Source organism: Planococcus sp. SE5232 (assembly GCF_050686535.1).
Classification (GTDB): domain Bacteria; phylum Bacillota; class Bacilli; order Bacillales_A; family Planococcaceae; genus Planococcus.
Genome location: NZ_JBOGCP010000001.1, coordinates 636,597 through 662,213 on the forward strand (window position 1 = coordinate 636,597; position 25,617 = coordinate 662,213).

Genomic DNA, 25,617 nt, shown 5'->3' on the forward strand with positions numbered 1-25,617 from the left:
GAGCGATGAAAAGCATTGCGATAGTTGGTGCGGGAATCATGGGAAACGGCATTGCCCAGGTAGCCGCTGAAGGAGAATACGAAGTTTTCTTGTATGATGTCAATGCCGAGGGACTGGCGAAAGGCGTATCCAGAATTGAAAAGACATTAGCCAGGAATGTCGAAAAGAAGAAAATTGATCAAAACCAAAGCGATGGCATCCGCGGGCGAATTACACCGACGGGAAATATCGAAGACTTGAAAGATGTCGATCTGGTGATCGAAGCGATTATCGAACAAATGGAACCCAAAAAAAGTTTGCTGACAGAACTTGATGGAATCTGTAAGCCCTCCACAATCTTTGCTTCCAATACATCCGGGTTAAGCATTACAGAAATGGCCAGCTCTGTAAAGCGCAGCGAAAAAGTGATTGGCATGCATTTCTTTAATCCGGTGCCGGTCATGCAATTGGTTGAAATCATCAGAGGCGAACAAACGAGTGATGAAACATTTAAAATCGCACATCAAGTGGCTGAGCGTTTCAACAAAACAGCTATCTCGGTTAAAGAAGCCCCATTATTTGCAGTCAATCGAATTTTAACACCGATGATCAATGAAGCGATTTTTGTCTTATCGGAAGGCATCGCATCGGCGGAAGATATCGATAAGGGGATGATGCTCGGGGCCAGCCACCCGATCGGTCCGCTGGCATTGACCGATTTGATCGGTTTAGACACGATGTTGTTTGTAGCAGAAACCCTCTATAACGAAACCAATGATTCCAAATATCGTCCAGCACCTCTCTTGAAGAAGTATGTGCGGGCAGGTCGTTTAGGACGCAAATCCGGACAGGGGTTCTTTACTTATGACTAATGATCAGGGAGTGGATAGGATGAGTGCAGCAGATAAAACGATTGAGCCGATTGACTGGACCAAAGTCGCAAAACATCTTCGCAAGTCGATACCGGGCTTGCCGGAAGGCGAAATGGAAGTTCAGCAATTTTCCGAGGGCTACTCGAACTTGACTTATTTGATACGGATTGGCAATTGGGAGGGTGTGCTGAGACGTCCTCCTTTTGGAGAAGTGCCGCCGCGTGCACATGATATGGAAAGGGAATATCGGATGCTTGAAAAAGTGAATCCAGTTTTTCCATTGGCTCCAAAGCCATATATATACTGTGAAGATCCTGAAATCATGGACAAGCATTTTTATGTTATGGAGAAAAAACAAGGCGTCGTGATCGATGACCAGCTTCCTGAGTCTTATGGCAGTTCTGAGCAGGTAGGGATGGCGATTTCAAAAAATGTCATCAATACCTTGGTTCAGCTTCAATCCATCGATTACAAAGAAGCAGGAATGGAAGAGATGGGCAAGCCGGAAGGGTTCATGGAGCGCCAAGTGAAGGGCTGGATCAAACGCTACAGTCAGTCAAAAACTGAGGAAATTGAAAATTTAAATGAGCTGGAAAGTTGGCTGTCAGCAAATATTCCAGTCAACGCGGAAACAACCATCGTCCACAACGATTTTAAGCTCAATAATATGGTGCTTGACCAAGAGAATCCAGGCAAAGCCGTCGGTATATTGGATTGGGAATTGTCTACTATCGGTGATCCTTTAAGTGATTTGGGCTCTACTGTCGCTTACTGGGGCGAACCGGATGATCCCGATATGGGCATCAATATCGTTACAAGCCAACCAGGATTCTTCAGCAGAAAAGAATTTATTGAGGAGTATGCAAAACAAAGCGGACGTGACGTTTCGAATGTCGACTACTATGTGACATTCGGCTTTTATAAACTCGCCGTTATTTTGCAGCAAATCCATTATCGCTGGAAAACCGGAGAAATCGATGATGACCGCTTCAGCGACTTGAATCAGGCTGTTTCTAATTTAGTGGACATGGCCAATCTAACCAGAAGCGGACAATTAATATAACAATAACTTTTGTAAAGCGGGTGGATTCATGAGTGAACAAGCGATGGTTTTCGACTATGCCCCGTTTCTGATTGAAGCAGGAAAAATAAAGGAATTTGCGAAGGCGCTGCAGCTGGAAAATCCGATATACAGGGATGAAGAAACAGCTAAATCAGCTGGGTACCGAGGAATACCAGTACCTCCGACATTCATGACCGTCATTGATTTCTGGAATGACCGCAACTTTTATCAGTTTTTCGCGGATTTTCTGAAGTTGAATCCGAATCACGTACTCCATGGTGAGCAGTCGTATGAATACCATAAAGTTATACTGGCTGGTGATACCATTGCAGCACAAGTAAGGGTCAAAGAGCAGTTCCATAAAAAAGGGAAGAATTTCTTTCTCTTGGAGACAATCTACAGAAACCAATGGAATGAAATCACGGCTGTTGGACGAGCTACCATTATAGAAATAGCGGAGGTGGACTGATGAATGAACTGCGGACCATTATCAAAAAACCTATTTATCCAATCGATCTCGTGAAATATTCGGGTGCATCCGGTGATTTCAACGAAATCCATACTGTTCCGGCGATTGCTGAAGAAAAAGGGTTTGCTAATATCATCGCACATGGCATGTTCGTGATGGGCTGGGCAGCGGCGGCTATAGAAGAATGGTTTCCAGAAAGGCAGTTGGCGTCATTTAGTGTCCGTTTTCAAGCTGTCACCCATCCGGGAACCATTCTCGTCATCACTGGAACGATGGTAGCTGAAAATAGCGGGGAAATCTTGATAAAAGATCCGCAAGATTCAATGAAACTGATGGGTTCATTTACTGTAAAAAACAGTTCTGTCTAATGTAAAAAGACGGAATATTCTTTCTGTAAAAGAGGAGAATAGATGCAATGCAAAACTACATGTATCCAACATTTGATCTGACTGGAAAAAAAGCGGTGGTAACTGGAGGGAGCAAGGGAATTGGGCTGGCGATTGCCGCAGGTTTGGCACATGCAGGAGCGGAAGTGCTGATCACCGGTAGAAATGAATCCGCCCTTATAGATGCTGTGGATGAAATGAAGAAGCGAGGGTACCGGGTTTCCTGGAAAACTTCTGATGTGACAGTGAAGAAAGAAGTGGAGAAACTCTTCGATTACATCGATCAAGAGTTTCGGCAAATCGATATCCTGATCAACAATGCAGGCATGAATATCCGGAAATCCCTTGTTGAAGTGGAGGAAGAAGATTGGGACCGAGTGATTGGAACCAATTTAAAAGGGATTTTCCTAGTGGGACAGCAGGCGGCAAAGCGGATGATTGTCCAAAAAGGCGGACGCATCATCAATATCTCATCGATTCTCGGTAAAATCGGCAATCCACTTCAGACCAGCTACGCCGCCAGTAAAGGGGGAATCGATCAGCTGACAAAAGTATGGGCATCTGAACTTGCAGAGCATGGGATAACCGTCAATGCCTTAGCTCCTGCTTACATAATCACTCCCATGACTGAACCTTTTTTACAGGACGAAGAAAGGTTGGAGAAAATCATCAGCCGGACCATGATGAAAAGGATGGGGCGAGCGGATGAAATGATCGGACCGGCTTTGTTTTTTGCGTCAGACGCCTCTACTTATGTGACTGGGCAAATTCTGTATATCGACGGAGGATGGACAGCAAATTGAGAAGATGTGACGGAAGTAAGGAGGAGACAAATGGAATACGCAACTGTTTCGGAGCTGCTGGCAGCAAGGTGCAAAGAAGCTCCTGATAAGGAGTTTCTAGTGATCGAAGATAAAAACGGTTCTGTGGAAAGGTTGAGCTATCTTGAATTCCAGGAACAGGTCCGAAAGCTGGCACAGGTATTAAGCGAAAACGGAATCAGGAAAGGGGATAAGATTCTGCTGCATCTGCCGAACGGCAGTGCTTTTATGAAATCGTGGTTTGCCATTCTGTCCATCGGTGCTGTCATGGTGCCGACAAATATCCTATCCCCTGAAGAAGAAATGAAATACCTGGTGAACCATTCGGAAAGCAAGCTGATCATCACTGAAAAAGAGTACGAGCAGAAATTCTCGAGCTTTGGGCTGCCTTTGCTGTTCTCTCGTCTCGGAGAAGACCACAAAGGAATATGGCTAGAGGCTGAAATTGAAAAAGCGGAACCAGTCGTGAAGTTGCCGAAACTTTCGCCCCAGGACGAAGCCGCGATTTTGTATACATCAGGAACAACTTCAAAACCGAAAGGCGTAGTGCTGACGCAGCAGAATTACTTGCATACCGGAAAGCAGATGGCGGAAACGCTTGGATATAGCTCAGAGGATCGCGTTCTGATCGTGTTGCCGATGTTCCATGGCAATGGCCAATACTATATGGCAATGCCTGCGCTTTATGCTGGAGCGAGCATCGCCATTACTGAAAGCTTCAGTGCAACCAATTATGTCAAACAGTCTAAACGGCTGAAAGCCACAGTGGGTTCACTTTTTTCAGCTCCCATTAAAATGATTCTAAAAAAAGACTATGATCCTGAAGATGCGGAGAATTCATTAAGACTCGTCATCTATGCACAAGCGTTGACAGACCAGCAATATGATGAATTTCGCACTAGGTATCGAGTTGAACTCCGCCAATTATATGGAATGACCGAAACCATTGCCATCCCTTTGATGAATCCGGTGGAAGACTTGCAGGACCATATCAGCATCGGTGGAGAAGCTTGCGGATATTCTGTGGTATTAAGAGATGGAGAAGGGTATGAAGTCAATACTGGCGAAGAAGGCGAAATTACGGTTTACGGTGAACCGGGTGTGACAATCATGAAAGAGTATTTTAAAAATCCGGCAGCAACTGCGGAAACAATTCAAGACAACTGGTTGTATACCGGAGATATGGCAAAAGTGGATCCGAAGACCGGACTGTTCTATTTTGTCGACCGAAAGAAAGACATGATGAAACGATCAGGGGAAAATATAGCAGCTGGAGAAGTTGAAGCGGTAATCAATGAACATGATGCCGTTTTCGAAAGTGCGGTCATCTCTGTACCAGATCCGGTATATGAAGAATCTATACATGCTTTTGTCATTTTAAAGGAGAACCGGAAGTTGACTTCAGAAGAGCTTTTGGAATGGTGTCGCGCACGTCTAGCTAAATTCAAGGTGCCACAGGAAATTCACTTTACAGAAGAGTTTCCGCGTACTTCAGTCGGAAAGATACAGAAACAGCAAATGAAAAAATGGGTTTAAGGGGGAGCAGGAATGACTAAAGTGAAAAGTGCAGAAGAGCTGGAAAGGGAAAGAGTGTTGAACGCAAATAAAAATAATCCCCTCGCAAAAGTAGCGGGGCTGTTTGCCCGCATTGCAGAACGATGGTTGCCTGATGCATTCGTATTTGCCATTATACTGACGACCATCGCTTTTATTGCAGGAGTTATTTTCACAGACTCAAGCCCTTTTGACATGATGACCTATTGGGGCGATGGAATGTGGGGTCTGTTAACATTCACGGCGCAGATCATAACCACTTTTGTTTTAAGTTATGCCTTAGCATTGACGAAGACAGTTTCTAACACCCTTGAAAAAATCGCGGCGATTCCCAAATCGCCGAACTCGGCCATTTTGATGGTGACATTCACAGCTCTGGGTGCTTCCCTGATCAGTTGGGCCTTCGGTTTAGTAGTGGCAGGGATCATCGCGAAACTGGTTGCGAAGAAAGTCCATGACGTCGATTATCGTGTACTCGTAGCAGCAGGCTATTCGGGCTTCCTGATTTGGGAAGGTGGTTTATCATCTTCTCCAGCGCTTTTCGTTGCGACAGCGGGACATGTCTTTGAAGGGGAAATCGGATTAATCCCTATTTCAGAAACTTTGCTGTCAGCTGTCAATATTGCCATTGTAGCCACATTGTTCTTCACGCTGCCTTTTGTCATGCGTTTGGTCCATCCGAAAAACCCCAAAGACCGTTATATTGTGGAACAGTCACGTTTAGAGGATCCGGTAGTCGAAGAAGACTCTCGTGAAGAAACCAATTATCCGAATGACAAGATTGAAAAGACTCGTCTGATTCCACTTATAGGTGGATTCCTCGGCTTAAGTTACTTGGTCAATCACTTTATTGCCAATGGATTTTCGTTGGATTTGAATACAGTCAACTTGATTTTCCTGACAGCGGCCTTGCTATTGTTCTCGAATGTTCGGGAACTTGCTCAAGGACTTTTGAAATCCGTCAGCAGCGTAGGCCAATTTGTTCTGCAATATCCATTCTATGCAGGCATTATGGGAATGCTGAGTGCTTCCGGTTTAGCAGTACTGATATCCAATTTCTTCATTAATATTTCAACGGATACGACCTTGCCGCTTTGGACTTTCCTATCGGCTGGAATTCTGAATGTCTTTATCCCCTCGGGTGGTGGACAGTGGGCGGTTCAGGCACCACTGGTGATTCCAGCTGCGCTCGAAATGGGTGTCGAACCAGCAAAAGTGGTGATGGCTGTTGCTTGGGGTGACAGCTGGACCAATATGATCCAGCCATTCTGGGCGATTCCATTGCTTGCGATTGCTGGTCTTAAGATTCGCGATATCATGGGATACACCATGATTGCTTTGATTTACGGAGGCTTAGTGATAGGCGCCTGTATGCTGATTTTCTAGAAAGAAAAGGAGAGGGTACCATGAAAGCGATTATCGTCGAAGAGACCGGTCCTCCTGGAGTGATGAAGCTTCAGGAAATCGATAAACCAAAGCCTGATGCACATCAGGTCCTGATCCGTGTTGAAGCAATCAGTGTTAATTTTGCAGATATTAAGGCTCGCCAAGGACAGTACCATGGAGTCGCAGCAGATGCAGCTTTTACACCAGGTCTGGATTGTGCGGGAGTTGTTGTAGAAATTGGAGATCAAGTGAGCCGGTTTCAGCCCGGACAGCGTGTTATGGCATTTCCGACAGGCGGTTCCTACGCTGAATATGTCGTGGCGCCAGAGAATTTAACTTATCCGGTACCTGATGAAATAAGCAGCGAAACGGCCGCAGCTTCTTTGACCGTTGGCATCACTGCCTATAACGTCATCCAAAAAATGGCGAGGCTGGAAAAAGGGGAAATCCTCTTAATCCATGCGGCGGCAGGGGGAATCGGTTCAACCGCTATTCAGCTGGCCAAGTTTTTCGGAGCTTCCAAAATTATCGGGACTGTCGGCAGTGATGAAAAAGTAGCACATGCCAAATCTTTTGGTGCAGACGAAGTCATCAATTATCGGTCAACGGATTTTGTGGAGAAAGTCAATGAATTGACTGGAGGAAAAGGGGCAGATGTCATTCTTGATACAATAGCAGGCGAGAATTTCGAAAGGAGCTTGAAATGCTTGGCTACATTTGGGCGAATCGTCTCTTTCGGACATGCCAATGATGGATCAGTTCCAGGAATCGCAAAAACAGATCAGCTTCATTCAAACTGTCGCTCAGTCATTGGGTACAGTACGGGCACATACCGAAAGCACCGCCCGGAATTCTTGAGAGAAGGTGCTGAAAGGATAACCGAATACCTGCTGCAAAAACAATTGAAAATTGTCATCTCCAAGAGCTTTGCAATGGCGGATGCCTCGGAAGCGCATGCCCATATTGAAAGCCGGGCGAGTATCGGCAAAGTTCTACTGATCCCTTAATGGATTTGCTGTTGAGCCGTTGCCCTCCAAAAGGGGGGCAATCGTTTAGTAGTTAAATATCCAACCTGCTCTCCTTTCCCCTTCAGATCAATCCCCGTTACACCCAATAAACCAGAGGTGATGTCTATGTATGGCGGTATTCAGTTGCAGCAAAAGCAAGTGAAAAAAATCCACATGACACCTGCTTTATCTCAGGCGATAAAGCTTCTGCAGTATTCGACACTGGAATTGGCGGAATTCTTAAATGAGCAGATTTCTGCAAACCCACTTCTTCAGCATCCTGATCATGTGAAAGGGGAGAGATATTTTTCAACGGCTAAAAGTTCACTCGATCCTATTCAATTTATTGAAGCAGCAGAAAATAAACTGGAAAGTGAACTGCTGGAACAACTAGTTCTTTTGAATCTCGAAAAAAGACAGGAAAAGATGATGAAGTTTTTAATTTCCAACTTAGATAGTCATGGATTTTTAAGTGGTGGAGTCCCTGAAGCTGAGAGGATGCTCGGGATTTCCAAGGCTGAAGCGAAAGGGTTGATTGGCTTGCTTCAGCAACTGGAGCCAATGGGGATAGGTACAGCAAACTCGAAGGATTTTCTATTGCTTCAAATTGACTCCAGCCTGAATTTTCACTACAAAGAAATTGCAAAAACTTTGATTGAAAATGACTTGGTGAAAATGGCGTCGGGCTCTTTTCATTTTCTTTCGGCTAAGTATAAGGTCAACAGACAAATCCTTCAGGAAATTACAGATTTCATCAAGAACCTGAAGCTGTATCCAGCAGAGGACTATTCCCAATCTCCGGTTTCCTATGTAGTACCCGATGTTGTGATTGAAAAGATTGATCGAAGATGGATCATCCATGTAACCGATCATTTATTGCCCACCATTAAATTGAATGAAAAATATATTAAAAACCTTCTGGCATCACAACAAGATGACGTTGAAAGCTATGTACAACAGCGATTAAAGGATGCCCAATTCTTAAGGAATAGCCTAAAGAGCCGAAAAGAAACCTTATACCATGTGACGGCAATGATCATGGACCATCAAGAGGCATTTTTTCAAAAAGGTGAATCATTTATAAAGCCTATGCGTTTGAAAGATCTGGCCCAAAAATTGCAGCTTCATGAATCGACAATCAGCCGGATCACCAGCAATAAATATATTCAGACACCCTATGGCTTATATACTTTCAAGTATTTTTTCACTCAGGGTTTATCAAATTCGACTACTGGCCATTCAGAGTCTGTGTTGAGCATAAAAGCTAAACTGGCATCTTTGATTGAAAATGAAAACCCATCTGAACCTTATTCAGACGAACAATTAAAGGTTTTATTGAAACAGCAAGGTGTACCGGTCTCAAGAAGGACCATAGCTAAGTATCGGGAACAATTGAAATTTGCGAATTCCATGAACAGGCGGCGCTACTGAGCAGAAATAGGAATTTCTTATAGGAAATTCTCGGAAATGAGAAAAATGCAGCCGCAAAGAACGGGCAGTTCCATATGTCTCTCATTTTTTGAGTTGGCACGGAATTTGCATATATAAATAATGAAGGCGCCATTGCCTTAAAAGACACAAAAGGAGGTAGAGAAAAATCTCTTGATAAGCGGAAGGCAATATATGCAAGCGAACAAGACTGTAAAAGAGGCGATCAACAAATTTATGAAAACGCTTTCTTTAGAAGGAGTCAAGCTTGCGGGAAAGGAGGCTTGAGATGAAGCCACTTAGCATCGTCCCGTTTGTCTCAGGGAAGCTCCAGAGCAATAGTTATGTGGTATCGGATGAAGAGTCATTTTGTGTGGTGATTGATCCGGGAGAAGAATCCACGGAACTATTGACGTATATCGGGGACAGGAAAGTCGATTACATCCTATTGACGCATGGCCATTACGATCATATTGGAGGCGTGACCGCTCTCAAAGAGAGAACTGACGCATCAGTCGCCATTCATTATGCCGAAGCGGAATATCTGAGTGATCCAGTGTTGAACCTATCATCGGAAAGCGGAAAGCCAGTAGTTTGTGAATGGCCGGATATTTTGCTGAATGGAGGTGAGTTGGTTCAATGCGGAAAGTTTTCGGTAAAGGTGATCCATACACCTGGGCATTCTCCGGGAAGTGTCTGCTATTTGCTGAATGACCGCTATTTGTTTTCCGGAGACACCTTGCTGGCCGGGTTAGTGGGGCCGACGAATCTCCCATCAGGAAATCGGGAACTTTTGAAAGCTTCCATTAAAGAAAAACTCTATTCATTAAATGACCATGTAGAAGTTTACCCGGGGCATGGGGAACCAACAAAGATCGGAGCAGAAAAGAAGGATAATCTCTTTCCGAATATCAAAGCGTTTTTTTTGAACCATTAAAAAAAGAGGAGTGAAAAAGAATGGCTGAGACATATGTGAAGGAAGTCGAAACAAAAAGCTACACGAAAGAAGTGCTGGTGGATTTTTACAAGACAATGGCGAAAATCAGAAAGTTTGATGAGAATTTGATCAAGTTGATGGCTGAAGGGAAAGTTTCCGGATTTTATCATTCCGGCATCGGTTCTGAAGGGTTGTCAGCGGGCTCTATCCGGCAAAACCTGCGGGATGAGGATTATATCTACTACAACCATAGAGGGTGTAACCAGAAGATCGCGAAGGGTGTACCGCTGTCGAAAATTTACGGGGATTTCCTCGGGACGATTGAAGGCACTACGAGAGGCTTGGGTGCGGGAATCGTCCACAGTGCGGATCCATCGCGAGGTGTACTCGGACAGGCAGGAACAATCGGTTCCCAATTGGGATTAAGCGTCGGAACCGCCTATACTTCGAAGTTGACTGGCAGCGATCAGGTGACAGTGGTGTATTTTGGAGACGGAGCAGCGTCGCGTGAAATGCTTCACGGTTCTTTGAACTGGGCCGGACTTTATAAGTTGCCGATCATCTATATTTGTGAAAATAACGAATACGCCATTTCCTGCCATGTATCTGAAACGCATTCTGTCAAAGAAAATATTGCGGATTGGGCCGACGGTTATGGAATTCCAAACTGTGTCGTAGACGGCAATGATGTGCTGCTGATGCACGAAGTTGTAAAGGAAGCGGTAGAGCGGGCAAAACGCGGAGAAGGCCCAACTTTCATCGAAGCTCAGACGTTCCGCCATCGCGGACATTTTGAAGGCGATCCATACGATTATGTGGATGTGGAAATTCTGCAGAACTGGAAAGACACGAAAGATCCAATCACCAACTTTGCAGCTAAACTGATGCTCGATAAAGTAGTGACAGAAGAAGACCTTGAAAAAATCAATAAAGAGATTGATGTGGAAATAGCGGAAGCTATTCAAAAAGCAGAAGCGGCACCACTGCCGAATCCTGAAAGAATCTACGAAGGACTATTCGCGTAAAGGGGGAGAAACGGATGAGAAAGATTACAATGCGTGCAGCTTTACTGGAAGCTTTAAATGAGGAAATGGAGCGGGATGAAACGACAGTTCTGTTTGGGGAAGACGTCGGTAAATTTGGCGGCATCAATGCCGTAACAAAAGGCTTGTATGAAAAGTTCGGAAGTACCCGTGTATTTGATACACCGATTGCTGAACCGACAATCGTAGCGGCAGCAGTGGGAATGGCGATCACCGGAAATGCCCGTCCGATTCCTGAATTGCAGTTTGGTGATTTTGTAGGAATCGCTTTTGATGAAGTTTTCAACAAAATGGGGAAATGGCGGTTCATGCATGGCGGGCAGATGGAAATGCCAGTAACTTTGCGCTTGCCTATTGGTATTGCGGGCGGAGCAGGGCCAGAGCATTCACAAAGTCCTCAAGCCTTATTCATGCACGGTCCAGGGCTTCAAATCGTTATTCCTTCCACTTCTTACGATGCTAAAGGGCTGTTGAAAACCGCAATCCGCGATAATAATGCTGTATTATTCTTTGAACATAAAGTTCTTTATGATATGAAAGGTGAAGTTCCGGAAGAGGAATACTTGATTCCATTCGGCAAAGCGGACATTAAACGTTCTGGCACAGATGTCACCATTATCGCCACGGCTCTGCAGGTCCATACGGCTTTGGCAGCTGCTGATGAGCTGGCGGTTCAGGGTGTGGAAGTGGAGGTCATTGATCCGCGTACTTTGGCTCCTTTGGACATGGAAACGATCTTGGAATCAGTCAGAAAAACAGGGCGTGCCTTAATTGTCCATGAAGAACCGAAAACGGGAGGCTCTGGCGCCGAAATTGCGGCTCAAATCCAAGAAGGTGCTTTGTTTGATCTCAGTGCACCTATCAGAAGAATCGGCAGCCCGGATGTTCCCATTGCGCAGAGTATTTACCTGGAACAATTTTATACACCGAGTAAAGACCAAATCACCAAAGCGGTCAATGAATTGATGGAATATTAGAAGCCAGGGGCTGGACAAGGTATGATTCCAAGCCAGCCCCTTTTTGGATTTTCCACGATTACTTTTAGAAGGGAGTGCATAAGATGTATGAAGTGAAAATGCCCCGTTTAGGGGTGACGATGCAAAACGGTACAGTTACCGAATGGTTGGTTGAAGAAGGTGAGGAAGTCAAAAAAGGCGATTATTTATTTGAATTGGAAACCGAAAAATCGACATTGGAAATAGAAGCCCAGGAATCGGGGGTATTGAAAAAAATCATCGTTCCTGCGGATGTAGAAGTTCCGGTGAATACAGTCATCGCCATTTTAGGTGCGGCGGATGAAGAAGCGGATTTGTCGATATACACACATGACGCCAAAGCAGCACCTGCTGAAAAAACAGAAGAAGTTGTGAAAGAAGCGGTTGCTCAGGATCCATCGAAGCCAGCTGCAAGAAAAGGCGGAGTTTCACCAAGAGCGCGGAAACTCGCAAAAGAACTTGGGGTTTCTTTGGATACCGTAAACGGAACTGGAAAAGATGGAATCGTCACTGAAGAAGATATCCGAAATGCATCAGCTCCAGCTTCAAGCTCAACTATTAAAGTGAAAGAGACGATTTCACTCAATGGTGTTAAGAAAGCAATGGCACAAAATGTCCTGAACAGCTGGCAAAGCATTCCGCAGTTCACTCAAATGGTCTCCGTGAATATGACAAATGCATTAGCGGTGAAAAAAGAACTCAGCGATATTTCGTTGAATGACATCATTGTAAAAACGGTCAGCAATGCAGTGGGTAATTATCCGCTCGTCAACAGCAAGTTGGAAGACGACAATAAAATCACTGTCTACGAAGAAGTGAATATCTCTGTAGCCGTCAACAGCTCTCATGGACTGGTGGTGCCGGTTGTGAAAAATGCAGAGAGCAAGTCGATTCAGGAGATTTCTGCAGAAATCAAACAGCTGGCCGAAAAAGCGGAAAACAAAGAATTGGCAATGGAAGATTATGGAAATGGCACGATCACCATTTCCAATCTTGGAAGCCTTGGCATAGAATCGGGAACCCCGATTGTCAATAGCCCACAATCAACCATTATCTTTGCCGGCGCAATCCGAAAGACGCCGATTGTAGGGGAGGATGACGAAATTTCTGTTGTCCCGATTATGGTTTTGTCGATCTGCTACGACCACCGCTTTATCGATGGCGTGACAGGTGCCCATTTTACAAATGAAGTAAAGAGAGCATTTGAAAACGTAACTGTGGAAGAATTGAGCTGAAGAATAGGGGGATGATTATGAGGTTAGCAGGGAAAACAGCGATCATTACTGGAGCAGGAAGCGGTCAGGGAAAAGCATCTGCTTTGCTATTCGCTGAACAGGGAGCAAAAGTCGTCATTGCCGAATGGAATGAAGAAGCGGGAAAGCAAGTGGAAAAAGAAATCACTGATGCCGGAAATGAAGCAATGTTTTTCAAAACGGACATTTCAAATGAAGAGAATGTCCAAGAACTGGTTAGCGTCGTTCAAGACAAATACGGCAGCATCGATATTTTATTCAATAATGCCGGCATCGGTTTTTCTTCCCGTTCCAAGTACACCATGGCCTCTATTCTAGAGACACCGTTGGATGACTGGAACAGCATTATGAGTATTAATCTGAATGGCACTTTTTTGATGTCGAAGTATGTCATTCCTGTAATGATCGAGCAAGGGAAAGGGAGTGTCATCAATAACTCTTCTTTAAATGGCATAATCGGTGTCACTGGAGCAGACGCCTATACGGCGTCAAAAGGCGGGGTTGTAGCATTGACACGCGTGATGGCAGCCGACTACGGGAAGCACAATATCCGTGTCAATTGCATTTGCCCGGGTGCAATCAATACACCGATGATCAGCGAAGTGCTGGATATTCCGGAAATCGCTAAAAACTACGAAACGGGTCCGCTTGGAAGAGTGGGAGAACCGGAAGAAATTGCCGGAGCTGCGTTGTTTTTGGCATCTGATGAAGCCAGTTATATAACTGGAGTCATTCTGCCGGTAGATGGCGGATGGAGCACAGTTTAAAGCAGGTGGCTTCATATCGGAAAAGGGCGGAAGTCCGCCCTTTTTCTATACATACTAAAAACGGGAGTGGTTGGATTTGGCTGACATACATGTATATAAACCCACCGACGCAACTGTCAGGCGCCCCGAAAAAAATAGGAAGCTGAAAATGGCTTGGACAAATCATGTTAAATGGAATACGCCGGAAGGTGAAGTCCGGGAAGTCATAGCGGAGTCTTGGAGCCGTTCCAAAGAGTATGGGGTAAATCCCGATCTTTTGGCAGCGCCAGTAATCTGCACTGAAAAAGCAATAGAAAGTAAAATCCGGAAAAACATAGAACTCTTGAACCTGATCCGTCCTTTATTGGATGATCTTTTCGCTGTGGTCCGTGGAAGCGATAGCATCATTGCATTTTCAGATAAAGAGGGTGTCATTTTGGAATTGTTTGGAGACAGTGAAATTGCTATGAATGCGGCAAGTGCTAATTTCAAAGTTGGCGCCAAAATGAGTGAAAGGCATTCTGGAAGCAATGCCATCGGAACAGCAATTGCAATCGGTGGTCCGATCCAAATGGTGGGAGCAGAGCATTATTGTGTAGCATGGCATACTTCCCATTGTTCAAGTGCCCCTATCCGTGATCCGCTTTCATCTGAAATTATCGGTATTATAACAGTGGTCGGCTATTTGAATACCGCTCATCCGCATTCCTTGGCTTTGGTGAAGGCGGCTGCCGAAGCAATCATGAAATTGATTGAACAAAAAGAGCTGGAGCAGGGAAAGTATATGAGCAACCATTACTTTAATGCTGCCTTGGAATCAGTTTCGGATGGAATAGTCATCGTTAACCTTCATGGTGAAATTCTTCGTATGAACAAAATTGCTGCACATCTTCTTCATCTTCCAGGAAGTAATTTTGAAAAGCTCAAGATAAACGAGATTGAAAAGCTGAAGTCTTTTTCAACGGACTTAACTGAAACGATCAATGAACATGAAGTGATATTGAAAGGCGAATCTAGTGTGGAAAGTGGAGGCGGAACCCAATTTTTTCTGACTTCCCGAAAAATAGGAATCGAAAAGGAGCATATCGGAAATATTCTGATCCTCAAACGGAAAGTATCGAAAGAATTGATGAACAGTACTGCAATACACCAGTTCTCTTCTCTTGTGGGAGAAGAAGAGAGTTTTCGGAAAACGGTGGACTATGCAAGAAAAGCAGCCAAAACAGATAAAAATGTTTTATTGATCGGTGAAAGCGGAACAGGGAAAGAACTGTTTGCCCAGGCTATCCATAACGACAGTTCAAGGCAGCGTGGTCCTTTTCTGGCCATCAACTGTGCTTCAATTCCGCAGGAGCTGATTGCCAGTGAATTATTTGGCTATGTAGATGGTGCTTTTACGAATGCGGCACGCGGCGGCAAGAAAGGGAAGTTCGAAGCGGCTCATGGAGGAACATTGCTCCTTGATGAAATCGGCGATATGCCCTTGGACCTCCAAGCGAACCTATTGCGTGTTTTGGAAGAAAGAGAGATTACACCTCTCGGGTCAAACCGCTCAAAATCGGTGGATGTCAGAATCATCGCAGCCACCAATCAAGACTTATTGTCTCTGGTAAAAGAAAAGAAATTCAGGCTTGATTTATTTTATCGTTTGAATATCCTGACCTTGGAGATTCCGCCTCTCCGGAAAAGGAAAAGTGACTTGCCACTTCTGGTCGATTATTTTTCAAGAACAAAAAAACTGGCACCTGAAGCAGTAAATGCCTTTATGGCTTATGAGTGGCCGGGGAATCTCAGAGAGCTAAAAAATGTATTAGAGCAAATGGAGGTGTTCTGTGACGAGGACATTTTAACGTCGGAATATCTTCCAGCTTATTTAGCAAAAGAAACCCCGCCACAAGAAAATCCGGAATTATATAAAAAAATGGAAAAAGAAACAAAAGCACAAATGCTGAAAGCAGTCTTGCGGAATTCAGAAAAAATAGAACAGGCTGCGAAAACTTTAGGCGTGTCTGTCAGCACCGTCTATCGGTGGGCGGGTGAACAGAATATCTCGGTAAAGGAAAGTTTTAAAAAATAGTTTTTTCCCAAAACCTCAAACGATATTTGTTTGAGGTATTTTTCTGCCTGATGGAACAAGTTGGTGGAAGCCAAGAAAGCAGGTAATATCACATAGTATTTAAACGATGCGTTAAAAATTAAAGTATTAGTAATAAATCTATTGCATATTCAAAAAAAGGCAGGTAATATGAAATAAATACAAATTTTCAGATAATTATAAATGCTTAAAGGAGGAAACATATGGAAGCATCTTTTTTAACTGAAGATCATCAACTGTTCAGAAAATCCTTGAGAAAAATGTTGGATAAAGAAGCTTATCCTTTTTATGAAAAATGGGAGGAAGAAAAGGCGATTCCACGAGAGTTTTGGACGAAGCTTGGCGAGAATGGCTTCTTATTGCCGTGGGTGGAGGAAAATTATGGCGGTCTAGCTTTAGATTTTTCATATTCATTTATATTGACAGAGGAATTAGAACGCGTGGGAGTTGGGCTTGCTAGCGGTATTTGCCTTCACTCGGATATTGTAAGCCCTTACATATCTTCATATGGGACAGAAGAGCAAAAGGAGAAATGGCTTCCAAAGAGTGTAACTGGTGAATTCATTTCAGCTATTGCGATGACTGAACCAGGTGCAGGCTCCGATTTAGCGGGCGTCAAAACGACTGCGCAACGAAACGGAGATCATTATATCCTGAATGGTGAAAAAACATTCATCACCAATGGGCAGAATGCGGATTATATTGTGGTGGTGTGTAAAACAGATTTGAAAGCGGAACCTGCTCACAGAGGCATCAGCCTATTGATCGTTGAAAAAGGTACAGAAGGATTCCGAACAGGTAAAAAACTCCACAAGATGGGCATGCATTCGGGGGATACTGCGGAACTGATTTTTGAAGATGCTAAAGTTCCTGCCGAAAACTTGCTCGGTGAAGAGGGAAAAGGATTCTACTACTTAATGGATAAATTGCAGCAGGAACGTCTGGTTGTCGCATTACAGGTTCAAGTAGAGGCGGAAGAAATGTTGCGTTTGACGATTGATTATGTAAAAGAACGTAAAGCATTTGGTAGCCGCATCGCTGATTTCCAGAATACCCAATTCAAAATCGCCGAAATGGCGACGGAAATCGATATAGGAAGAACGTACGTCAATACACTGACAGAAAAACATATCGCAGGCGAAGAAATTGTCAAAGAAGTATCCATGGCAAAGTGGTGGATCAGTGAAATGGCTAAAAGGGTTGCTGCTGAATGTCTTCAGCTCCATGGTGGATATGGCTATATGGAGGAATACGAAATTGCCCGGCGTTATCGCGACATCCCTGTCACGAGCATTTATGCGGGCACAACAGAAATTATGAAAAACATCATTGCCAAGAAAATTCTGGCCTAGGGGTGGAAGAAAGCATGAAGCTTGCGGAAAAAAGGGCCTTAAAGAAAAAAGAGGAAATATTGATGGCCGCCGTGGCTATCGTGAACCGCAGAGGGTATTCCGGCGCCACGATGGAAGAAATTGCTGCTGATCTGCTGATGACTAAAGGAGCGCTTTATTACTATTTCAAAAATAAAGGCGACTTGATGTTCCAATGCCACAATCTGGTGCTTGGAGCCGCCATTGAGGAACAGGAAGAACATCTCAAAAAAAGCGGTACAGCAGAAGCAGTTTTAAGAGCAATGATCGTTACACATATTGATTACGCAATCGAAGAAAAAGAAACGTTTAATATGATTTTGAAACCTGAACAGATATTTACGGAAGAACAGTTGACTGCAGTATTGGATCTTCGAAAATTCTATTCTCATTTATTTGATCAGATCATTGGTAGGGGAGTCGAATTCGGTGAATTTGAAGTAAATGATCCACTGATTTCCAGAATGATCATTCTTGGGTCGATGAACTGGATCCAGCAATGGTATCGGCCTGGGGGACGGCTTTCAAAAGAAGAGCTGCAAAAAACATTTGGGGATTCGATCATTAAATTATTGAAATAAAGGGGCGGGGAGAATGTTCATTACTGAAAATTTAGAAGCAAATGTCCAAAAGTATCCGGATAAAATCTACACTTCCTACAACGGACGAGAATGGACTTATAGAGAATTCTTCGAAAAAGCTCAGCGTGTAGCTGCTTATTTTCAGAAAAAGGGGTATCAAAAAGAAGACATCATCGCTTTGTATTCATTGAATTCAGATGTTTTTCTAGTGTGCTATTACGGGGTCCAGCTCGGAGGGTTTACTGTTATGCCGGTCAATACGAAACTGGCTGCACCAGAAGTTGAATATATTTTTTCGAATTCTGAAGCCAAAGCCTTGATTTATGATGTTCGGATTGAAGAGACAGTTGATCAGACCAGTTATTCATTTGAGGATGTACTCGTAATTGGCGGCGAAAAGGATTCGTTAGGAAAAATACTTGAGGATGAATCTCTTCTATTTACTGCTGCTGAATTAGCGGGTGAAAATACGGCAGTTGTCATGTATACATCAGGAACGACCGGAAAACCAAAAGGGGTAATGTTGACCAACAACAATGTGAAAGCCGCGGGTGAAATCTGGTCTGAAGCCATGTCGATTACGGAAAATGACCGGATGCTTGTTTCGACACCACTCTTCCATTGTGCAGCAAGCCATGTATTTGTTGTTCCAGTCACTTATAAGGGCGGGAGCATCATCATTGAAGAAGCATTCTCTCCTGATAAAACGCTTGATATGCTGCAGCAGGAAAGTCCGACAATGTTCTTTGGAGTACCGGCCATGTTCAGTATTATTTTGAACTTACCTGATATCAAGAAAGTTGAACTGCCGAACCTTCGGCTATTTGGTTATGGGGCAGCCCCCATGCCTTATGAACTGGTGAAGACATTGAAAGAAACGTTTCCGAATGTAGCCGTGCAAAATTTATATGGCCAGACTGAAAATGCTCCAGCCGCCTCCACCTTGAAAGATCATCTGGCTTTAGAAAAAATTGGGTCAGTTGGAGAAAAACTGCCCCAAACAGACGTTCAGGTAGTAGATGAATTTGGCGAGCCTCTTCCTGTTGGGCAGGTCGGAGAAATAGTAGTGAAAGGGCCTCAGGTCATGAAAGGTTATCTGAGAAATCCTGAAGCCACTCACCAGGCAATCAAAAACGGCTGGCTCTATAGTGGGGACTTGGGTAAATTTGATGAAGATGGGCTGTTGTATATCGTGGACCGCAAAAAGGATATGATCATCCGAGGCGGAGAAAATGTATACCCGGTCGAAGTGGAAGAAGTTCTTTACCAGATTCCACAGCTCATGGAATCTGCTGTAGTGGGAGTGCCGCATGAAGTTTATGGCGAAGTTCCGAAGGCTTATGCGGTACTGAAGAATGGTCAGTCTATAACTGAAGAAGAGATCAAAAGCTATTGTGCAACGCAGCTTGCCAAATATAAGGTGCCTTTCGAAGTTGAATTTATGGAAGAACTGCCAAGAAATGCTTCCGGTAAAGTATTAAAACATACATTACGGGCTAAAGAAAAAATTGGTTGAAGAGGAGGGAGAAGTGTAAGCGTTTTCTTGTAAATGAGATTTATCAGAAGCAGAAAAGCCATGTTGCTGCCACCGGAGCTATCGTATTAAAGGAAAATAGAAAAAATAATAAATACAAAGGGGATTTCATTATGGAAAAAATGAAGTGGATGTCTGTTGTTTTGGCTAGTGCTCTCGTTTTAAGTGCTTGTGGTGAAGAAACTGGTTCATCTTCATCAGGTGAAGCAGAAGCAGGTGGAGAGGCGAAGAACTTTCGTGCCTCTTCTGGTGTACCCGACAAGCATTTCTGGCATCGAGGTTTCTTTGAACCATTAACAACTGCTGTAGAAGAAGAATCCGGTGGACAAGCAACATTTGATATTTTCACTTCTGGAGAACTGGTCACGCTCGGTGGGGAATTGGACGCGCTTAACTCCGGGCAGATTGATATTGCACTGACCTTGATGCCACCTTATGATCCGCAAAGGTTTCCATATACCGAAGTGGTAATGCTTCCAACTTTAACTTCTGATGCGGGCATCGCCACTGAAGCCATGGCCAAAATGATGGAGAGTGACCGCGAAATCGCTGATGGAAAGACATACTACCAATTGGAGTTCGAAGATAAAGATCTCGTAGCTTTTGCGAATCCGGCAACAGAGCCTTACGTGCTCTCGACGACAAACCAGAAGTTTGAATCTGCGGCTGATTTTACAGCTGCACTTCGTGTTCGTACCGCTTCTCGCGTTCATGAAATTTTAGCGAACGAGTTAGGGATAACAGGGCAATCGATGCCGATTTCTGATGCTTATGATGCGTTAAGCCGAAATGCCTTGGATGGAATCATCTATAATGCTCCTGACTGGATTGCATTCGGATTGGATGAACTAATCAAACATACAATCACCGGAGTCAACTTAGGCCACTTTGTCGGACACACTGCAATGACTCAAGAAACATGGGACTCATTATCCCCTGAAACTCAAGAGGTATTCCGAGAAAATGCTGAGTCGATTGTGCATGAAGGTGCGGCTTTGACAATGGGCGAAACAGAAGAGAATATTGCATCCAATAAAGAAAAGGGTGGAGAAATAACTCATTTTGACGATGTTACTCCGGAAGTGCATGATTTGCTGGAATCAGCCGTCGTCAACTCGTGGAATGATTGGATTGAAGATTTGGATTCACAGGGGTTGGGCGGTAAGGAGATGGCTATTCTATGGAGAGATATGCTTGTTGAATCCGGAGCAGTTCTTCCTCAAGATATTTTAGACTTAGAGTAGTTAAATCAGGAGCCTCTGTGCTCCTTTTTTAAAGTTAGGGGGAACTTGTCTATGGAAAATATTATAATTATCATCTCGCTTGTTCTTTTTCTTTATTTTTTGATCGCTGGCCAATATATCAGCTCCTTAATGTTTTCAATCGGTATATTAGGGATTTTTCTGATTGGCGGGATGGATCTTTTAAGTGGTTTTTTGCAGAATGAACCATTCACCAGAACAGCCAGCTATGCATTGACTACAATTCCACTGTACATTTTAATGGCCCAATTTGTCATGCAGGCCGGCATTGTCAAAGATTTGTACAGTTTGATGTATACCATATCACGTGGAAGGCCAGGACCTTTGGGCGTGATGACCATTCTGCTGGGAGGGTTATTGGGTGGAGTATCCGGATCTGGAACGGCAACTTCTGCTGCGCTCGGACAGATTGCTGTGCCGGAGCTTCAAAAAAGAGGGTATCCGGACCACTTGGCTGGAACGATTGCAGCCGCAGCCGGTTCGCTTTCTGCCATCATTCCTCCGAGTGTCATTCTGATTCTGTATGGAGTGGTGGCGCAAATATCAATTGGATCTTTGTTTACTGCGGCACTCATCCCAGGCCTTTTGCTTATGCTGGTCTTTTCTGTAGTTGCAATCTTCTATTTGCGGATGAATCGGGAAGCACTGAATGCTGCTTCAAAAACATTTGTCAGCGATGACGTGCCGGTTTCCCGTTATATTGTGGTAACGATTCTTGGCTCATTGATGGGCATCTCTATTTTCGGAGGAATTTACCTTGGTATTTTTTCTCCTACGGAAGCAGGCGCTGTAGGTGCATTTATAGCCTTAATCATGGCTGCATTACTGGGGAAACTGAATTTGGATTTTCTGAGAACCTCCTTGGTTGAAACAACAAAAATTACAGTTATGGCTATGTTCATTGTTATCGGTGCCTCACTTTTCGGAAGATTTATTTCGTTGTCTCTGGTACCTCGAAAAATCATTGATTTATTGGGGCCTCTTCTTGAAACGCCAACTTTAGTCATAATTATTATAATGGTCTTCTACTTCTTCCTATTTATGTTTATCGAGGGAGTGGCGGTTATTCTGATGACTGTGCCGATCATTACGCCTATATTGGAGACAATTGCTGTAGATCCTCTCTGGTTTGGGATTATGCTGACGGTTGTCTGTACAGTTGGAATGATTACACCTCCAGTTGGAATCAGCGTATATGCCGTTGGAGGAGTGTCCGGTATTCCTATTGAGCGGCTATTTAAAACTTCGACTGTTTTTGCAGTAGTCGCAACAGTAGTTGTAATCGGGTTATTGATTGCATTCCCGGAATTAGTGACTTGGTTACCAAGCCAGATGAGATAAGGAAGGTGAAAGCATGGTGATTTTGGAAAGGATAAATAGTATTTTTCGAAGTGCAGGAAAATATTTTAGTGGTATCTCCATTTTTCTGATGATGTTGATTATTGTAGCAGATGTTTTTATGCGGAACGTTTTTGGAAGCCCGATTTCTGGAACTTATGAAATCGTTCAATTTTTCCTGATGCCCATGGCCATCTTTCCAGCATTGGGTTATGTCTACTGGGTAGGTGTTTTGCCGAGGCTGTCAGAAATAATTGCAAAAACGCCAAAAGCTTTTCAGAAGTTCAATGACATATTGATTCTTGTTATTGATTTGGGCGTTTTTACTCTATTGACCTATTATGGATTCCTGTTCGCCATGTCAGGTTTTGAAAGCCAGATGGCTGTCCCATTAGGAGGGAGCTTAGTCTCGGTCTGGCCTATTTATTTCTTAGTGCCCATTGGGTTTTTATTTGTTCTATTAGAAGTCATTTTAAGGTTCTTCAGCAAACCTAGAGTCGAGGAAGGGGAAGTTGGAATATGAATAATGTCTACTTAATAGATGGAGCAAGAACGGCTTTTGGAGGATTCGGCGGGTCATTCGCCAATACGGATGCTACTGAACTTGGAGCGGCTACAGCAGTGGAGGCCTTGAAGCGATCGAACGTCAAAGCGGAGGACATCAACCATGTTTTTTACGGAAATGTCATTCACTCCAGTTTGAATGCTGCTTATATCGCTCGCCATATCGGTTTGAAAGCGGGGATACCGAAGGAAGTGCCAGCTCTGACTTTGAACCGTTTGTGCGGATCAGGCGCTCAGGCTGTCGTGACGGCAGCCCAGCATATTTTGTTGGGAGAGGCGGACCTGGTGCTGGCGGGAGGTGCAGAGAATATGTCGATGTCCCCGTACTCCAGTTTTGACCAGCGCTTCAGCAAGTCAAAAATGGGCAATCTGCAATTTGATGATATGCTGACGGCAACATTGACAGACCAGTATACGGGCAGCGGGATGGGAATGACCGCAGAAAAACTGGCGGAACAATATGATATTTCACGCGAGGAGCAGGATGCTTTTGCTGTGGAATCAAATCAAAGAGCGGCACGGGCAACGGAATCCGGTGCATTTGCGGAACAGATCGTCGGTGTCGAAGTGAAAACGCGGAAAGGCGTCGTCGTGGTTGATAAAGACGAACACATCAAGCCGGATGCCAATCAGGAGGCTTTGTCGAAACTTCGGCCATCGTTTAAAAAAGATGGGACGGTTACGGCAGGCAACGCTTCTGGTATAAACGACGGAGCGGCATCTTTGATCGTGGCTAGCGAAGAAGCGGTGAAAAAGCATAGCCTCAAGCCGATGGCACGTATTGTATCCTGGGGAGTGGTTGGAGTGGATCCGACCATCATGGGCATCGGACCTGTGCCGGCCATCAAACAGGCATTGGAGCGGGCTGAATTGACGCTTGATGATATTGACTTGTTTGAACTGAATGAAGCCTTTGCCGCACAATATTTGGCGGTGGAGAAAGAGCTCGGTTTGGACCGTGAAAGGGTCAATGTCAACGGCGGTGCGATTGCCTTGGGCCATCCGGTCGGTGCGAGCGGTGCGCGGGTCTTATTGTCTTTGGCATATGAACTGAAGCGCCGGGGCGGAAAATATGGAGTGGCCAGTCTGTGCATTGGCGGAGGCCAGGGAATTGCGGTGGTGATTGAACATGCTTAAGTTGCCGGTCATTGTGGCACCGATGTTCTTGGTGTCAACACCTAAAATGGTTATTGAAGCATCGAATGCAGGGGTGATCGGGTCGTTTCCGCTATTGAATGCGCGTCCGATCGAAACCTGTGCCGAATGGCTGAAAGAAGTAAAGGAGTCTCTTGGAGAAAAGCCCTGGGCAGTCAATTTCATCTGCCACCGCGGCTCGAATAAACGCTATGAAGAGGATTTTGAATTGATCCGCCAATTCGAACCACCGATTGTCATCACGTCTCTTGGTTCTCCGACCGATGTCATCGAGATTGTGCATGCGTATGGGGGGCTGGTCTATTCGGATGTCGCCAATATCCGCCACGCGAAAAAAGCAGCTTCCAGCGGAGTGGACGGCCTGATACTTGTTTGTGCAGGAGCGGGAGGGCATGGCGGCACAATAAATCCATTCGCTTTTATTGCAGCAGTCAAAAAGTTCTATAACGGAACGATTATTTTGTCCGGCTCTTTATCTACAGGAGCGGATGTGGCTGCAGCTAAGTTGATGGGAGCCGATTATGCCTATATGGGTACACGTTTTCTAGCCGCGGAAGAAAGCAGCGCGCCGGAAGAGTACAAGCAGATGGTCATCGACTCGTCCGTGGAAGATGTTCTCTATACCGATTCTTTCAGCGGAGTGCCGGTCAACGTGCTGATTCCCAGCTTAGTGAAGCAGGGAATCGATCCGAAAACCTTGAAGCCGAAAGACGAAATCGATCTGTCGCATTTGGTGAATGCCAAAGCTTGGCGGGATATCTGGTCGGCTGGCCACGGAGTCACCACCATCACTAAACGGGAGACGACGAAGGAAATTGTGGACCAATTGCTTGCTGAATATGAGGAAGGGGTGGCTGGGCTTGTACGAAACGATTAAAACCGAGCTTCAGGACGGAATTCTGACATTAACCTTGAATCGTCCCGATAACATGAACGCTTATACCGAAAAAATGAATGAGGAATTGCTGCATTTCTATCGGGAAGTCAATGACGATGACAGCGTGCGTGTCATTGTGGTGACTGGCAGCGGCCGGGCATTCTGCGCAGGTATGGATTTGTCGGAAGGGGGCTCGACTTTCTCCTCTGAGCAATCCTCCGATGAGTACCGGGACCTCGGCGGCCAGGTCAGCCTTCAAGTATACGAAGTCAACAAGCCGATCATTGCAGCGATCAATGGACCGGCTGTCGGAATCGGCATGACAATGACTTTGCCGATGGACATTCGGATTGTCAAAAAAGACACGAAGATTGGTTTTGTCTTCGGCCGGCGCGGTATTGGTCCCGAGGCGGCCTCGGGTTGGTTCCTGCCAAGAGTGGTGGGAATCGGCAAAGCGCTCGAATGGACGTTGACCGGCCGTTACATACCGACTGCCGAAGCAGTGGAAACCGGGTTGATGCAATACGAATCAGAAGATCCACTCGCTAAGGCTTATGAAATTGCTCGGGAAATTGCCGAAAACACAGCGGCCACTTCAAATAGCTTTACCCGTCAGCTGCTGTGGAAGATGTTGGGGCAGGATCATCCGCTTGAGTCCCATTTGGTTGAATCCAAATTTCTGCACTGGGCTGGTCAGAATGCGGATGCGGATGAAGGCATCCAGTCATTTGTCGACAAGCGCAAAGCGGAATTCCCGATGAAGGCCAGTGAATTGCCGGAGTTTTTTGAGAAGAAAAAGTAAAAAATCAAACTAGAGTTGGATCCAAACGTCATGAAAGTGGCATTCGGATCCAATTTTTTTTTTTTGCAAATAAGCGCAAGTTGCTTCTCCATAAGCAGAA

At 44.7% G+C, this 25,617-nt stretch carries 24 protein-coding genes; all 24 read left to right on the forward strand.

Going from position 1 to position 25,617, the window contains the following annotated elements:
- Nucleotides 1-5: 5 nt before the first annotated feature.
- The 24 genes from ACRC6Q_RS03045 (at nt 6) to ACRC6Q_RS03160 (ending at nt 25,517) form a co-directional block, all read left to right on the forward strand.
- Nucleotides 6-851 (forward strand): 3-hydroxyacyl-CoA dehydrogenase NAD-binding domain-containing protein, encoded by an 846-nt coding sequence (locus tag ACRC6Q_RS03045; protein WP_431465783.1) that lies wholly within the window; start codon nt 6-8, stop codon nt 849-851.
- Nucleotides 844-1,914, forward strand: a complete 1,071-nt coding sequence (locus ACRC6Q_RS03050; RefSeq protein WP_431465784.1) for a phosphotransferase family protein — start codon at nt 844-846, stop codon at nt 1,912-1,914. Before ACRC6Q_RS03045 ends, ACRC6Q_RS03050 begins: the two co-directional genes overlap by 8 nt.
- A 28-nt stretch (nt 1,915-1,942) precedes the next feature.
- Nucleotides 1,943-2,383, forward strand: coding sequence for an FAS1-like dehydratase domain-containing protein (locus tag ACRC6Q_RS03055; protein WP_431465785.1), 441 nt, complete (start codon nt 1,943-1,945; stop codon nt 2,381-2,383).
- Nucleotides 2,383-2,751: a MaoC/PaaZ C-terminal domain-containing protein gene (locus tag ACRC6Q_RS03060; RefSeq protein ID WP_431465786.1), complete on the forward strand. Its 369-nt coding sequence runs from the start codon at nt 2,383-2,385 to the stop codon at nt 2,749-2,751. Before ACRC6Q_RS03055 ends, ACRC6Q_RS03060 begins: the two co-directional genes overlap by 1 nt.
- Before the next feature lie 47 nt (nt 2,752-2,798).
- The gene (locus ACRC6Q_RS03065) at nt 2,799-3,572 is read left to right on the forward strand and encodes an SDR family NAD(P)-dependent oxidoreductase (RefSeq protein WP_223639476.1); all 774 of its coding nucleotides are present in this window, start codon (nt 2,799-2,801) and stop codon (nt 3,570-3,572) included.
- A 30-nt stretch (nt 3,573-3,602) separates the two neighbouring features.
- Entirely contained in the window at nt 3,603-5,126 is a 1,524-nt protein-coding gene (locus tag ACRC6Q_RS03070) for a class I adenylate-forming enzyme family protein (protein ID WP_223639480.1), read from the forward strand.
- 12 nt (nt 5,127-5,138) lie between these two features.
- Complete coding sequence (locus ACRC6Q_RS03075; protein ID WP_431465787.1) at nt 5,139-6,530, forward strand: short-chain fatty acid transporter; 1,392 nt, start codon at nt 5,139-5,141, stop codon at nt 6,528-6,530.
- A gap of 20 nt (nt 6,531-6,550) precedes the next feature.
- Nucleotides 6,551-7,537, forward strand: coding sequence for a quinone oxidoreductase family protein (locus tag ACRC6Q_RS03080; RefSeq protein WP_431465788.1), 987 nt, complete (start codon nt 6,551-6,553; stop codon nt 7,535-7,537).
- Between the two features lie 126 nt (nt 7,538-7,663).
- On the forward strand, nt 7,664-8,968 hold the full coding sequence (gene rpoN, locus ACRC6Q_RS03085) for an RNA polymerase factor sigma-54 (RefSeq protein ID WP_431465789.1): 1,305 nt from the start codon (nt 7,664-7,666) through the stop codon (nt 8,966-8,968).
- Nucleotides 8,969-9,254: 286 nt separating this feature from the next.
- On the forward strand, nt 9,255-9,902 hold the full coding sequence (locus ACRC6Q_RS03090) for an MBL fold metallo-hydrolase (RefSeq protein WP_431465790.1): 648 nt from the start codon (nt 9,255-9,257) through the stop codon (nt 9,900-9,902).
- 20 nt (nt 9,903-9,922) lie between these two features.
- On the forward strand, nt 9,923-10,927 hold the full coding sequence (locus ACRC6Q_RS03095) for a thiamine pyrophosphate-dependent dehydrogenase E1 component subunit alpha (protein WP_223639510.1): 1,005 nt from the start codon (nt 9,923-9,925) through the stop codon (nt 10,925-10,927).
- A 14-nt stretch (nt 10,928-10,941) separates the two neighbouring features.
- Nucleotides 10,942-11,922 carry an alpha-ketoacid dehydrogenase subunit beta gene (locus ACRC6Q_RS03100; RefSeq protein WP_431465791.1) on the forward strand — a complete coding sequence of 327 codons (981 nt, stop codon included), beginning with the start codon at nt 10,942-10,944 and terminating at the stop codon, nt 11,920-11,922.
- Between the two features lie 83 nt (nt 11,923-12,005).
- Complete coding sequence (locus ACRC6Q_RS03105) at nt 12,006-13,175, forward strand: dihydrolipoamide acetyltransferase family protein (RefSeq protein ID WP_431465792.1); 1,170 nt, start codon at nt 12,006-12,008, stop codon at nt 13,173-13,175.
- A gap of 17 nt (nt 13,176-13,192) precedes the next feature.
- On the forward strand, nt 13,193-13,960 hold the full coding sequence (locus ACRC6Q_RS03110) for an SDR family NAD(P)-dependent oxidoreductase (RefSeq protein WP_223639519.1): 768 nt from the start codon (nt 13,193-13,195) through the stop codon (nt 13,958-13,960).
- Nucleotides 13,961-14,108: 148 nt separating this feature from the next.
- Nucleotides 14,109-16,016, forward strand: a complete 1,908-nt coding sequence (locus tag ACRC6Q_RS03115) for a sigma-54-dependent Fis family transcriptional regulator (protein ID WP_431465793.1) — start codon at nt 14,109-14,111, stop codon at nt 16,014-16,016.
- Between the two features lie 221 nt (nt 16,017-16,237).
- Nucleotides 16,238-17,386 carry an acyl-CoA dehydrogenase family protein gene (locus ACRC6Q_RS03120; protein WP_431465794.1) on the forward strand — a complete coding sequence of 383 codons (1,149 nt, stop codon included), beginning with the start codon at nt 16,238-16,240 and terminating at the stop codon, nt 17,384-17,386.
- Nucleotides 17,387-17,400: 14 nt separating this feature from the next.
- The gene (locus tag ACRC6Q_RS03125) at nt 17,401-17,985 is read left to right on the forward strand and encodes a TetR/AcrR family transcriptional regulator (protein WP_223639527.1); all 585 of its coding nucleotides are present in this window, start codon (nt 17,401-17,403) and stop codon (nt 17,983-17,985) included.
- Nucleotides 17,986-17,998: 13 nt separating this feature from the next.
- Nucleotides 17,999-19,501: a class I adenylate-forming enzyme family protein gene (locus tag ACRC6Q_RS03130; protein ID WP_223639546.1), complete on the forward strand. Its 1,503-nt coding sequence runs from the start codon at nt 17,999-18,001 to the stop codon at nt 19,499-19,501.
- A 131-nt stretch (nt 19,502-19,632) separates the two neighbouring features.
- Nucleotides 19,633-20,763 (forward strand): TRAP transporter substrate-binding protein, encoded by a 1,131-nt coding sequence (locus ACRC6Q_RS03135; protein WP_223639563.1) that lies wholly within the window; start codon nt 19,633-19,635, stop codon nt 20,761-20,763.
- A gap of 51 nt (nt 20,764-20,814) precedes the next feature.
- A complete protein-coding gene (locus ACRC6Q_RS03140; protein WP_223639566.1) occupies nt 20,815-22,122 on the forward strand; it encodes a TRAP transporter large permease in 1,308 nt (435 codons plus the stop codon).
- A gap of 13 nt (nt 22,123-22,135) precedes the next feature.
- Nucleotides 22,136-22,642 carry a TRAP transporter small permease gene (locus tag ACRC6Q_RS03145; protein ID WP_431465795.1) on the forward strand — a complete coding sequence of 169 codons (507 nt, stop codon included), beginning with the start codon at nt 22,136-22,138 and terminating at the stop codon, nt 22,640-22,642.
- Nucleotides 22,639-23,820, forward strand: coding sequence for an acetyl-CoA C-acetyltransferase (locus tag ACRC6Q_RS03150; protein ID WP_223639572.1), 1,182 nt, complete (start codon nt 22,639-22,641; stop codon nt 23,818-23,820). The genes ACRC6Q_RS03145 and ACRC6Q_RS03150 overlap by 4 nt, the downstream gene beginning before the upstream one ends.
- Entirely contained in the window at nt 23,813-24,715 is a 903-nt protein-coding gene (locus ACRC6Q_RS03155) for an NAD(P)H-dependent flavin oxidoreductase (protein ID WP_223639575.1), read from the forward strand. Before ACRC6Q_RS03150 ends, ACRC6Q_RS03155 begins: the two co-directional genes overlap by 8 nt.
- Complete coding sequence (locus ACRC6Q_RS03160; RefSeq protein WP_223639578.1) at nt 24,699-25,517, forward strand: enoyl-CoA hydratase-related protein; 819 nt, start codon at nt 24,699-24,701, stop codon at nt 25,515-25,517. Before ACRC6Q_RS03155 ends, ACRC6Q_RS03160 begins: the two co-directional genes overlap by 17 nt.
- Nucleotides 25,518-25,617 lie beyond the last annotated feature (100 nt).

Bases quoted from the DNA above. Each gene is read 5' to 3' on its own strand.
- ACRC6Q_RS03050 (WP_431465784.1), top strand. From the start codon at position 844: ATGACTAATGATCAGGGAGTGGATAGGATGAGTGCAGCAGATAAAACG.
- ACRC6Q_RS03155 (WP_223639575.1), top strand. From the start codon at position 23,813: ATGCTTAAGTTGCCGGTCATTGTGGCACCGATGTTCTTGGTGTCAACA.
- ACRC6Q_RS03065 (WP_223639476.1), top strand. From the start codon at position 2,799: ATGCAAAACTACATGTATCCAACATTTGATCTGACTGGAAAAAAAGCG.
- ACRC6Q_RS03115 (WP_431465793.1), top strand. From the start codon at position 14,109: ATGGCTTGGACAAATCATGTTAAATGGAATACGCCGGAAGGTGAAGTC.
- ACRC6Q_RS03140 (WP_223639566.1), top strand. From the start codon at position 20,815: ATGGAAAATATTATAATTATCATCTCGCTTGTTCTTTTTCTTTATTTT.
- ACRC6Q_RS03150 (WP_223639572.1), top strand. From the start codon at position 22,639: ATGAATAATGTCTACTTAATAGATGGAGCAAGAACGGCTTTTGGAGGA.
- ACRC6Q_RS03105 (WP_431465792.1), top strand. From the start codon at position 12,006: ATGTATGAAGTGAAAATGCCCCGTTTAGGGGTGACGATGCAAAACGGT.
- ACRC6Q_RS03145 (WP_431465795.1), top strand. From the start codon at position 22,136: ATGGTGATTTTGGAAAGGATAAATAGTATTTTTCGAAGTGCAGGAAAA.
- ACRC6Q_RS03095 (WP_223639510.1), top strand. From the start codon at position 9,923: ATGGCTGAGACATATGTGAAGGAAGTCGAAACAAAAAGCTACACGAAA.
- ACRC6Q_RS03100 (WP_431465791.1), top strand. From the start codon at position 10,942: ATGAGAAAGATTACAATGCGTGCAGCTTTACTGGAAGCTTTAAATGAG.
- rpoN (WP_431465789.1), top strand. From the start codon at position 7,664: ATGTATGGCGGTATTCAGTTGCAGCAAAAGCAAGTGAAAAAAATCCAC.
- ACRC6Q_RS03090 (WP_431465790.1), top strand. From the start codon at position 9,255: ATGAAGCCACTTAGCATCGTCCCGTTTGTCTCAGGGAAGCTCCAGAGC.
- ACRC6Q_RS03125 (WP_223639527.1), top strand. From the start codon at position 17,401: ATGAAGCTTGCGGAAAAAAGGGCCTTAAAGAAAAAAGAGGAAATATTG.
- ACRC6Q_RS03070 (WP_223639480.1), top strand. From the start codon at position 3,603: ATGGAATACGCAACTGTTTCGGAGCTGCTGGCAGCAAGGTGCAAAGAA.
- ACRC6Q_RS03060 (WP_431465786.1), top strand. From the start codon at position 2,383: ATGAATGAACTGCGGACCATTATCAAAAAACCTATTTATCCAATCGAT.
- ACRC6Q_RS03045 (WP_431465783.1), top strand. From the start codon at position 6: ATGAAAAGCATTGCGATAGTTGGTGCGGGAATCATGGGAAACGGCATT.
- ACRC6Q_RS03055 (WP_431465785.1), top strand. From the start codon at position 1,943: ATGAGTGAACAAGCGATGGTTTTCGACTATGCCCCGTTTCTGATTGAA.
- ACRC6Q_RS03135 (WP_223639563.1), top strand. From the start codon at position 19,633: ATGGAAAAAATGAAGTGGATGTCTGTTGTTTTGGCTAGTGCTCTCGTT.
- ACRC6Q_RS03120 (WP_431465794.1), top strand. From the start codon at position 16,238: ATGGAAGCATCTTTTTTAACTGAAGATCATCAACTGTTCAGAAAATCC.
- ACRC6Q_RS03130 (WP_223639546.1), top strand. From the start codon at position 17,999: ATGTTCATTACTGAAAATTTAGAAGCAAATGTCCAAAAGTATCCGGAT.
- ACRC6Q_RS03075 (WP_431465787.1), top strand. From the start codon at position 5,139: ATGACTAAAGTGAAAAGTGCAGAAGAGCTGGAAAGGGAAAGAGTGTTG.
- ACRC6Q_RS03110 (WP_223639519.1), top strand. From the start codon at position 13,193: ATGAGGTTAGCAGGGAAAACAGCGATCATTACTGGAGCAGGAAGCGGT.
- ACRC6Q_RS03080 (WP_431465788.1), top strand. From the start codon at position 6,551: ATGAAAGCGATTATCGTCGAAGAGACCGGTCCTCCTGGAGTGATGAAG.